Source organism: Enhygromyxa salina (genome assembly GCF_002994635.1).
In the GTDB taxonomy this organism is placed as follows: Bacteria; Myxococcota_A; Polyangia; order Nannocystales; family Nannocystaceae; genus Plesiocystis; species Plesiocystis salina_B.
The window spans coordinates 1-8,558 of the sequence record NZ_PVNL01000091.1; the positions used below are offsets into that span (position 1 = coordinate 1).

Here is an 8,558-nt window from a genome sequence, read left to right on the forward strand (position 1 = left end):
GGCGCCGGGGGGCGAACCTCCGTTGACGCCGGTTCTCCCACATGCTACCTGCCAGCCGCCGTCCACCCGAAGACATTTCGGGAAGGCGCCGGACCACCATGACCAATACCGCGCTCCTCGTCGCCTCCGAGTCGCTGCCGGTCGTCGACATCGACAACACTGTCTTTCTTCAGGCGATCCTGTTCCTGGTCCTGTTCATCGTGCTGAACTCGCTGCTGTTCAAGCCGTGGCTCGAGGTCAAGGCGCGGCGGGCCCAACAGATCGGCGGCGCGCTGGCCGACGCGGCTCAGCTGCGCACGCAGGCCCAGCAGTCCAGCCTGGAGTACGACGAGCGCCTGTCCAAAGCTCGGGACGAGGCGATCGCGCTCCGCTCCGACCGCCGCCGTGAGGCCGAGGTCGAGGAGGCGCAGATCGTCGCCGTCGCCCGGACCGCAGCCAGCGAGGCGCTCGAAGCCCGCAAGCTGACCCTGGCGAGGGAGACCGAGCAGGCCCGCGGGGAGCTCGGCGGTCGGGTGAGCACGCTGGCCGACGAGATCGCCCAGCAGATCCTTGGGAGGTCAGCATGAGCGCGATTCGCAAGCGTACGCTCGGCGTCGCCGCGTTCGTCTTGGTGTGGCTGGCTCCGCTCGGGGCCGCGCTCGCCAGCCCGCCCCACCCTGAAGGGGCGGAGGCTGGGCCGGAAGCAGCGCACGGGGCCGCGCATGGGGCCGAGCACGCCGGCGGCATCAAGTGGCTCGGCGACGGGTTCCTGGGTGGGCCAGGTGAGGATGGCCGCACTGGCTTCATCATCATCCTGATCAACTTCGTGGTCTTGATGCTGGTCCTCAACAAGCTGCTGTTTCGCAGCCTGCGACGCAGCAACGCCGAGGCCAGCGACGTGATCCGGCTTGAGCTCGAGCGCGCCACAAAAGCTCGCGCCGAGGCCGAGGCGCTGGTCCTCGAGTACGAGACCAAGCTGGCCGCGCTCGAGTCCGAGATCGTCGAGATCCGCGAGCACGCCAAGCTCAGCGCCGAGGCCGAGCACGCTCGGATCCTGGTCGAAGCCGGCGAGCAAGCCGAGAAGATCAAGCTCGCGGCGACCCGCGCGGCCGAGCGCGAAGCCGCCCGGTTCCGCGTCGAGCTCGAGCGCGAGATCGTCGACCAGGCCATGAGCCGGGCCGAGGCCGCGATCCGAGCCAGCTTTGGCGGCCCCGACCAACGTCGACTGGTCGACGCCTGGGTCGAAGAGGTGACCGCCGCACGCATCGGTCAGACGTCTGCCAGCGGGGGAGCAAACTAATGATCAGCGGAAGCCTGGCCAAGCGCTACGCCCGAGCTCTGATCCAGCTCGCGCCCAGCCCCACGCAGCGCGACAAGTACCTGCAGAACCTCGGGGACTTCTACGCGGCCTGCAAGACCCACGACGCCAACGATCCCTCGGGCGAGCGCGACCTGATCAAGGTGCTCGCCGCTGGTCACCACACCCTCGCCAACCGTCGGGCAATCTTGCACGCGGTGCTCGGGCGGATCGGGGCCGACCCCAACGTCAAGAAATTCCTCGAGCTGGTGCTCGAGCGCGGCCGCATCAGCGGCATCGCGCAGATCTACCTGCACTACCGCGATCTCGTCGACGAGCTCGCGGGTCGGATCCGGGCCACGGTCAAGACCGCTACCGCGGTCGACCCGACCACCACCGGGCGCATCAAGAAGGCGCTCGAGACGGCAACCGGCAAGCAGGTCCTGCTCGAAACCGAGGTCGACACCGAGCTCATCGGTGGCCTCGTCGCCCACGTGGGCAGCTACACCCTCGACCGCAGCGTGCGGACCTCTCTCGACAAGCTCCGCGGCAACCTGCGCGGATAGGACGCGACCCTACAGATGGAAATCCGAGCCGACGAAATCAGCCGCATCATCAGCGAGCAGATCCAGGGCCACGACACCTCGACCACCGTCGAAGAGACCGGCACGGTCCTGACCGTGGGCGACGGCATCGCCCGGGTCTACGGCCTGTCCAAGGCCATGGCCGGCGAGATGCTCGACTTCCCGCACGGTGTGCGGGGCATGGTCCTCAACCTCGAAGAAGGCAACGTCGGCGTGGCGTTGCTCGGCAACGACCACCTCATCCGCGAGGGTGACACCGTCAAGCGCAGCGGCGCGATCATGTCGGTGCCGGTCGGCGAGGAGCTCAAGGGCCGGGTCGTCAACGCCCTCGGCGAGGCCATCGACGGCCTCGGCGAGATCAAGACCGCCCAGTCCAGCCCGGTCGAGGTCAAGGCGCCCGGCATCATCGCGCGCAAGTCGGTCCACGAGCCGATGCTCACCGGCCTCAAGGCGATTGACTCCATGGTCCCGGTCGGCCGTGGCCAGCGCGAGCTGATCATCGGCGACCGCCAGACCGGCAAGACCGCCATCGCGATCGACGCGATCATCAATCAAAAGGGCCAGAACATGGTCTGCGTGTACGTGGCGATCGGTCAGAAGCAGTCGACCGTCGCCTCGGTCGTCGAGCGTCTGCGCCGCGAGAACGCGATGGACTACACGATCGTGGTCGTCGCCGGCAGCTCGGAGTCCGCGCCCTTGCAGTTCCTGGCGCCCTACACCGGCGTCACGATCGGCGAGTACTTCCTCAACAAGGGCGGCCACGCGCTGCTGATCTACGACGACCTCTCGAAGCAGGCCGTGGCCTACCGGCAGCTGTCGCTGCTGCTGCGCCGCCCGCCCGGACGCGAGGCCTACCCCGGCGACGTGTTCTACCTGCACAGTCGCCTGCTCGAGCGGGCCTGCAAGCTGTCCGACAAAGAAGGTGGCGGCTCGCTGACGGCGCTGCCGATCATCGAGACCCAGGCCGGCGACGTCTCGGCCTACATCCCGACCAACGTCATCTCGATCACCGACGGGCAGATCTTCCTCGAGAACAACCTGTTCCACCGCGGCGTGCGGCCGGCGATCAACGTCGGTCTGTCGGTCTCGCGGGTCGGGGGCTCGGCCCAGATTCAGATGATGCGGCGCCACGCTGGGCCGCTGCGCACCACCTTGGCCCAGTACCGCGAGCTCGAGGCCTTCGCCCAGTTCGCCTCGGACCTCGACGCCGAGACCCGGGCCCAGCTCGCTCGCGGCGAGCGGCTGGTCGAGCTGCTCAAGCAGTCGCAGTATCAGCCGCTCGACGTGGCCCTGCAGGTCGTCACGGTGTTCGCCGGGACCAAGGGCTTGCTCGACGGGCTGCCCGTCCCGCACATCCGCCCGTTCGAGGCCGACCTCCACGCGTGGATGAAGGCCGAGCGCTCGGCGTTGCTCGACGACATCCGCAAGGCTGAGAAAAAGCCGGACATGATCGCCGCCGACGAGGCGCTCGAGGCCGCGATCATCAAGTTCCGGGATCAGTGGAAGCCGTCGGCCATCAACAAGCCCGAGTGAGCAACCCGCTAGCTCCCGACTCCTAGCCATGGCCAACCTCAAGGAAATCCGCAACCGCATCGGCACGGTCAAGAGCACGCGCAAGATCACCTCGGCGATGAGCCGGATCGCGGCCGCGCGTCTGCGTCGCGCGCAGACGGCGATGGAGAACGCGCGTCAGTACGGGGTCCGCATGGCGGCGATCGTCGGCGAGATCTTGCGCGAGCTCGACGACCCGGCCGCGATGCACCCGATGCTGCGCGGCGCGGGCGGGCCGGCTCCGGCCACCCACCTGGTGATGCCGGGCACGCCGACCAAGCCGGGCGCGGTCGGCTTCATCGTCGTCACCTCCGAACGCGGGCTGTGCGGCGGCTTCAACTCCGCCGTGAACCGCCAGGTCCAGCGCGAGATCAAGGCCCTGCGCGAGCAAGGCCGCGACGTCCACGTCCTCACGGTCGGCCGCAAGGGCCGGGCGTACCTCAAGACCTACGGGCAAGTCGCGCTCGCGCATCACGTCGCGCCGACCAAGTCCGAAGAGGTCGTCGACACCGCCAAGCGGGTCGCATTCGAGGCCATGGCGCTGTTCGCAGGCACCTTCACGCCCGAGGGGGCGGCCGCGGACACCAGCGACGAGGCCGGTGAGCCCAAGCCGACCGTCAAGGTTGACGAGGTCCGGCTGGTCTTCAACTACTTCCGCAACGTGATCACGCAAGAGGTGCGCGCGGACCGGCTGCTCCCCGTGCCGATCCCCGAGTCGGACGAGTCGGGCGATCCGTCAAAGGATCAGGCCAAAGCCGGCGACGGTCAGCCCCGCGCCGCGGTGACCAACGCGATCCGTGCGTTCGAGCCCGACACCAAACAGCTGCTGGATCACCTGCTGCCCGTGGCAGTCGAGACCGCGATCCAGCAGGCGCTCTACAACTCCGTCGCCGCCGAAGTCGCCGCCCGCCGAACTGCGATGGACTCGGCGACCGACAACGCCACCGAGCTAATCGGCGAGCTCACGCTGCAGTACAACCGCGAACGCCAGGCTGCCATCACCAGTGAGCTGATGGAGATCATTGGCGGCGCCGAAGCCCTCAAGTCCTGAGTGGACCCCCGGAGAAATCCAATGTCGAACGACAACAAGAACTCGCTGTTCTCGCCGCCGCTCTCGAGCTCGCCCAGCCCCTCCGGTGGCGCCCAGCCGAGCGCCGCAGCGCCCACGGGCCCGGTTCGGCTCGGCCGCATCACCCAGGTCATCGGCCCGGTCATCGACGTCGAGTTCGACGGCGAGCTGCCCGAGATCAACAACGCGCTGCACGTCACCAACCCGTCGATCAGCGACAAGGAGAACAACCTCACCGCCGAGGTTGCGATGCACCTCGGTGAGCGCTCGGTCCGTGCGATCGCGATGGACACCACCGACGGCCTGGTCCGCGGCATGGAAGTCCGCGACACCGGGGCGCCGATCATGATGCCCGTCGGCAGGTGCGTGCTCGGCCGGATCATGAACGTCGTCGGCGATCCCGTCGACGAGCAGGGCCCGATCGGCGCGACCGAGTTCCGCCCGATCCACCGCAAGGCCCCGCTGTTCGTCGAGCAGAGCGTCAAGGTCGAGCCGTTCGTGACCGGCATCAAGGTCATCGACCTGCTCGCGCCGTATCGCCGCGGCGGCAAGATCGGCCTGTTCGGCGGCGCTGGCGTCGGCAAGACCGTGCTCTTGCAGGAGCTGATCAACAACGTCGGCAAGACCCACGGTGGCTTCTCGGTGTTCGCCGGGGTCGGCGAGCGCACCCGCGAGGGCAACGATCTCTACTTCGAGATGATCGACTCGGATGTAATCAAGGCCGACGTCGACGAGGACACCCACGTGGTCACCAACGTCGACCCCGAGCGGTCCAAGGTCTCGCTGGTGTTCGGCCAGATGAACGAGCCGCCCGGCGCTCGCGCCCGCGTGGCCCTGTCGGCGCTGACCCAGGCCGAGTACTTCCGCGACGAGCTCAACCAGGACGTGATGTTGTTCGTCGACAACATCTTCCGGTTCACCCAGGCCGGCTCCGAGGTCTCGGCGCTGCTCGGGCGGATCCCCAGCGCCGTCGGCTACCAGCCGACCCTCTCGACCGAGATGGGCGCGCTGCAAGAGCGGATCACCACCACTCAAAACGGCTCGGTCACCTCGGTGCAGGCGATCTACGTGCCGGCCGACGACCTCACGGACCCGGCCCCCGCCACGACCTTCGCTCACCTCGACGCGACCACGGTGCTCAACCGCGCGCTGACCGAGATCGGCATCTACCCGGCCGTCGATCCGCTCGACTCGTCGAGCACGATCTTGACCCCCGAGGTCGTCGGCGATCGTCACTACAACATCGCCCGCGAGGTCCAGCGGGTCCTGCAGAAGTACAAGGAGCTGCAGGACATCATCAAGATCCTCGGCATGGACGAGCTCTCGGAAGAGGACAAGGTCCTGGTCGCGCGCGCGCGCAAGATCCAGAAGTTCCTCAGCCAGCCGTTCGACGTGGCCAAGGTCTTCACCGGCGCCGACGGCCGCCAGCTGACCCGCGAGCAGACCGTCGACTCGTTCGAGGAGATCCTCGAGGGCAAGCACGACGACGTGCCCGAGGTCTGCTTCTACATGAAGGGCGGGATCGACGAGGTCACCGCCCATCACAAGCGGCTGCTCGACGAGACCGCCGCGAAGCTCGCCGCCGAGAAGAAGGCCAGCTAACCATGGCCGAGTTGCTCCAGCTCGACATCTTGACCCCCGACGGGCGCGTGGATCTGCGCCTGGTCGAGGGTGGCAAGCCCGGCAGCGACCAAGGGCCGATCGAGGTCGAGGGTGTCGAGCTGCCCGCGGCGCTCGGCGAGATGGGCGTGCGCCCGCGCCATATCCCGTTCCTGACCCCGGTCGTCCCGGGCGTGGTTCGGTTTCGTTTCAACGGCGATGATCGCCGCCTCGCCGTTGGCTCTGGCTTCCTCGAAGTCTCCGAGGCGGGCGTCGTCACGATCTTGACCGAGCGTGCGCTACGCTCGTGGGAGGTCGAGCTCGAGGCCACGCGCAGCGATCATGAAGAGGTCACGCGCGAGCTGCAGGAGCACGCGAAGGCGTCGATTCAAGACGCGACCGTGCTCGAGCTCAACGCTCGGCGCGCATGGCTCGACGCCCAGCTGCGCGCTGCGCAGGGCTGAGCGCGCGCCCGGTGCGGATCGCAGAAACACCGCAGCAAAACGCGCCTCCACAGGCGTGGCGGTTTACCCCACGGGTGGCGAGGGAGTCGTGATATGAAGGCGCCAGCTAGCTTCCATGTCCGACGTCCTCGCTGATCTACCCGCATTTGTGTCCGAGTCTGAACCGTGGTTCCGCGCCTCCCTGCGGACCCTGGTGGAGCAGGCAACCATCAGTCCCGGTGTCACCGACAAGGGGCCAATCCTGGCTGGTGTCGAGGTCGCCGCCGCGCTGATGCGAGAGTCGGGGGCCGAGGTCGAGATCGTCCCCAGCGCTGGCACCCCGGCCCTGATCGCTCGGTTCTCGCCGCCGGGTCACGGCGCTCCCAAGGCACGGATCGTCGTCTACAACCACCTGGACGTGCAGCCCGCGACGGCCGAGAATTGGGAGCAGGACGACCCGTTCCGGTTCGAGGTGCGCGAGGACCAAGACCGCGAGGTCGTGTACATGGGCCGCGGCACCACCGACGACAAGGGCCCCGCGCTGTGTGCCCTGCGGGCGGCCGAGTGGGTGGCCCGCCACGAGCTGCCGATCGAGGTCGTGCTGCTGTGGGAGACCGAAGAAGAGATCGGCAGCCCCAACTTTGGCGAGATCCTCGAGGCTCGCAAGCAGCTGCTGGCCGCGGACGCCGTGATCGTGTCCGACACGATCTGGCCGAGCGCCGGACACCCGGCGATCTCCACCGGGCTTCGCGGCGGCCTGCTCGTCTCGCTGAGCCTGCGGACCGGCGCGGCCGAGACCCACTCGGGCCTGACCGGCGGCGTCGCACGCAACCCGTTGCGCGAGCTGGCGAACCTGGCCTCGGCGATCGGCGACGCAGAATTCTGGCGACTCGACGCGCTCCCGCCCTCGCAAGAAGAGGTCGAGAGCTACCTGCGCACCGGCTTTGACGCCCAGTACTTCCGCAAGTCGCACCGACTCGAGCAGCTCGAGAGCGACGTCCCCCTCGAGATGATGCTGCGGCTGTGGGCGCGGCCGACCTTCGAGATCCACGGCCTCGTCGGCGGCTACACCGGCCCTGGGATCAAGAGCACGATCCCCGCCACCGGCGAGCTCAAGGCCAGCTTCCGACTGGTCCCCAACCAGAACCCGCGCGTGCTGCTCGACCGTCTGACCTCGTTCGTGCAGGCGTTCAATCCCGCGGTCGAGGTTGCCGAGCTCGGCAGCTTCGAGCCCTACCGCGGCCACATCACCGGCCCCGTCCACGAGGCGATCGTCCACGGCATGACCCAGGGGTTCGGCCGCGAGCCTGCGCTGGTGCGTGAGGGCGGCTCGATCGGCGCGGTGCCGCAGATGGCCCGCGTGCTCGGGGTGCCGATCCACTTCCTGCCCCTGAGCCTGCCCGAGCACTGCTATCACGCGCCCAACGAGAGCTTTGACTGGCGCCAGGCCAAGGGCGGCATCGCCTCCTACGTGCATACCTTCGCCCATCTCGTGGGCTGAGCGTTTGTGTCGCTTCCACAGGTGCCCGCGAGCGGCTCAGAAGCCTGACCCGAGCTGAGCGCGGTTGGCCAGGCGCAGGCCGTGCTGCAGCAGGCCGCGGCGATTGTTGGTGCCGCTCTTGGCGTAGATCCGATGCAGGTGCTTGTGCACCGAGGTCTCGCGGATCCCCAGTCGCTCACCGGTGGCCGCGGCGTCGTGGCCGAACAGGAAGTGGCGCAGCAGCTCGCGCTCGCGGGCGCTCAGCGGGAACGCGCGGCCGAGCCCCTCGATGATCCGCGTCAGCAGCTCGACGGCCATGTCGCTGGGCACCCGGTCGACCGACGAGGTCGGGCGAAACTGGCTGCGCGAGCCATGACGGCGGAGCGGACGACGGGCGGCGGGGCGAGTCTCGGTGTGCGCGGCGGGGTTCATCTGCGATCCAATATGTGGGTCGGGTGGGCGAACCGTCAGGGACGCCAGTGCCACCGACGGGTGTCGCCCCTGGCGTGACGGTGGGGGGTTGGGGTCACCTCCAAGACTGGCTCTGAGGCCGGGG

General features: G+C 68.4%; 9 protein-coding genes. 8 read left to right on the plus strand and 1 reads right to left on the minus strand.

Annotated features, from left to right (window positions below; genetic code table 11):
• Positions 1 to 98: 98 nt before the first annotated feature.
• From ENSA7_RS22385 to ENSA7_RS22420, 8 genes are all read left to right on the plus strand, one after another.
• On the plus strand, positions 99 to 566 hold the full coding sequence (locus ENSA7_RS22385; protein WP_181234004.1) for a F0F1 ATP synthase subunit B: 468 nt from the start codon (positions 99 to 101) through the stop codon (positions 564 to 566).
• Positions 563 to 1,279: a F0F1 ATP synthase subunit B gene (locus ENSA7_RS22390; protein ID WP_106091364.1), complete on the plus strand. Its 717-nt coding sequence runs from the start codon at positions 563 to 565 to the stop codon at positions 1,277 to 1,279. Before ENSA7_RS22385 ends, ENSA7_RS22390 begins: the two co-directional genes overlap by 4 nt.
• Positions 1,279 to 1,842 (plus strand): ATP synthase F1 subunit delta, encoded by a 564-nt coding sequence (atpH, locus tag ENSA7_RS22395; RefSeq protein WP_106091365.1) that lies wholly within the window; start codon positions 1,279 to 1,281, stop codon positions 1,840 to 1,842. Before ENSA7_RS22390 ends, atpH begins: the two co-directional genes overlap by 1 nt.
• Before the next feature lie 15 nt (positions 1,843 to 1,857).
• A complete protein-coding gene (gene atpA / locus ENSA7_RS22400) occupies positions 1,858 to 3,393 on the plus strand; it encodes a F0F1 ATP synthase subunit alpha (RefSeq protein ID WP_106091366.1) in 1,536 nt (511 codons plus the stop codon).
• A 28-nt stretch (positions 3,394 to 3,421) separates the two neighbouring features.
• A complete protein-coding gene (gene atpG, locus ENSA7_RS22405; protein ID WP_106091367.1) occupies positions 3,422 to 4,462 on the plus strand; it encodes an ATP synthase F1 subunit gamma in 1,041 nt (346 codons plus the stop codon).
• A gap of 21 nt (positions 4,463 to 4,483) precedes the next feature.
• Positions 4,484 to 6,082, plus strand: a complete 1,599-nt coding sequence (atpD, locus tag ENSA7_RS22410; RefSeq protein WP_106091368.1) for a F0F1 ATP synthase subunit beta — start codon at positions 4,484 to 4,486, stop codon at positions 6,080 to 6,082.
• 2 nt (positions 6,083 to 6,084) lie between these two features.
• Positions 6,085 to 6,543: a F0F1 ATP synthase subunit delta/epsilon gene (locus tag ENSA7_RS22415; RefSeq protein WP_106091369.1), complete on the plus strand. Its 459-nt coding sequence runs from the start codon at positions 6,085 to 6,087 to the stop codon at positions 6,541 to 6,543.
• A 115-nt stretch (positions 6,544 to 6,658) separates the two neighbouring features.
• On the plus strand, positions 6,659 to 8,023 hold the full coding sequence (locus ENSA7_RS22420; protein WP_106091370.1) for a M20/M25/M40 family metallo-hydrolase: 1,365 nt from the start codon (positions 6,659 to 6,661) through the stop codon (positions 8,021 to 8,023).
• Positions 8,024 to 8,059: 36 nt separating this feature from the next.
• On the opposite strand, the gene ENSA7_RS22425 is transcribed toward ENSA7_RS22420, so the two are convergent.
• On the minus strand, positions 8,060 to 8,434 hold the full coding sequence (locus ENSA7_RS22425; RefSeq protein WP_106091371.1) for a LuxR C-terminal-related transcriptional regulator: 375 nt from the start codon (positions 8,432 to 8,434) through the stop codon (positions 8,060 to 8,062).
• Positions 8,435 to 8,558 lie beyond the last annotated feature (124 nt).